At 48.0% G+C, this 1,901-nt stretch carries 1 protein-coding gene; it reads left to right on the top strand.

Annotated elements, in window-relative coordinates:
* Nucleotides 1-431: 431 nt before the first annotated feature.
* On the top strand, nt 432-1,901 hold a 1,470-nt coding region (locus PX481_RS07135; protein WP_288094143.1), incomplete at its 3' end, for a DEAD/DEAH box helicase.

Below are 1,901 nucleotides of genomic sequence, written 5' to 3'. Positions count from 1 at the left end.
GATAAATTCTCTCTAGCATTTTCTGGCTCTCGGGGTTTAGGTCTCTAATCAATCTCATTGTATTTTCCTGCTGCTTCGTTTTTTTATGTATTATACTTCTTAATTTTTTATTTGGGTAATTAATTTTGCATGACTACTTACAATTATTAGTGATACAGCATTTCTTATACAGATGAAGTATGATGGGATTGGGCATCGCCCCCAAAGGTTAAGTAGGGAGGCACAATTATTTGTAGGATGGGTTAGCGGTAGCGTAACATAATCGGGGGTTGGGTTTCATGCTTCAACCCAACCTACGTTCATCTTATATTTAATTCCACCCACCTACTTAAGCTTATCCCTAGTTTCTAGAAGTCCGCTTTTTTCGACTAGAATAAAAAAAGCCAGCCAGAATAGCCACAATTTTAAAAATTTCTCCTCTTAGACTTGACGTGAAAGAGTCCCTCAACCCTACTTCTTTGGATCTCAAAACCATTTTTCCCTTTAAACTCGACGACTTCCAGCAATCGGCGATCGCTGCTCTCGCTGCCGGTAAATCAGTGGTGGTCTGCGCTCCCACCGGTTCCGGCAAAACCTTAATCGGAGAATACGCCATCTATCGCGCCCTCGAAAGGGGCAAACGGGTTTTCTACACCACTCCCCTGAAAGCTCTTTCTAACCAAAAATTCCGGGATTTTCAAGAAAAATTCGGTCGCACCCCCACCGATGGCGATGAGGATTCCCCGCTGCTCTTTGCGGAAGTGGGATTGATTACCGGTGATGTGGTGATCAATCCCTCCGCATTAATTGTAGTCATGACTACAGAAATTTTTCGCAATATGCTGTACCAAACTCCAATCGGTGAGGTAGGCACTTCCCTAGAAAACGTGGAAACCCTAGTTCTCGATGAATGTCACTATATCAGCGATCGAGGTCGCGGCACCGTTTGGGAAGAATCAATTATCTACTGTCCCCCTAGTATCCAATTAGTCGCCCTCTCCGCCACCATCGGCAACCCCGGGGAACTCACCGACTGGATTAACTGGGTGCGGCAACTGCCCCAATCCGGCGACAATAAACAGACCTCCAGCTGCGAGCTAATTAACTCCGATTTTCGCCCCGTCCCCCTGCGCTTTTATTTCGCCAATAAAGAGGGATTATTCCCGCTGCTCGACCCAAAACAGAGCAAAGTTAACCCGAAACTACGCTCAAAAGTCGGCCACGGCAAACCCCGACGCTTAAAACGAGAAGATTGTCCCACCATCGCCTCGATTGTCACCACTCTGCGGGACAAGGATATGCTCCCAGCCATTTACGTCATTTTCAGCCGTAAAGGTTGCGATCAGGCGATTCGAGAGCTAAAAAACCTCAATCTCGTTAATCAAGAAGAAGCTAGAGCCATTTACTACCGTTTACTCATTTTCTTTCTGGAAGATAATCCCAATCTGCAAGAACTAGCCCTTTCCTTCTTTGCCGTCGAAAATCCGCCTCTACACCAGAAATTACTGGCTTTTTTCGCTAATAACCCCCAGTCCGACGATCAACTCCTCAGCCTCTTAACCGCCGCCCCCGAGACGAAAAATCAACTGTTTGAATTCCTAGCCAGTGCTTCCCAATTGGTGCGGGCCGACCAAGTGGAACCCCTCACCCGGGGCTGTGGTGTTCACCATGCCGGGATTTTACCCCTCTGGAAAGAATTAGTCGAACAACTCTTTGAAGCTGGTTTAATTAAGGTGGTTTTTGCCACCGCTACCCTCTCAGCCGGGATTAATATGCCCGCTCGCACCACCGTTATCTCGGCCCTCTCCAAACGCACCGATGATGGCCATAGTATGCTGACTCCCTCGGAATTTGTCCAGATTGCCGGCCGGGCCGGTCGCCGGGGAATGGACGCGGTGGGCCATGTGGTGACAGTACAAACG

The organism is Microcystis sp. M53603_WE2, assembly GCF_030065435.1.
Note: the sequence above shows the minus strand (reverse complement) of the source record. Positions and strands in the feature narration are given on the sequence as shown.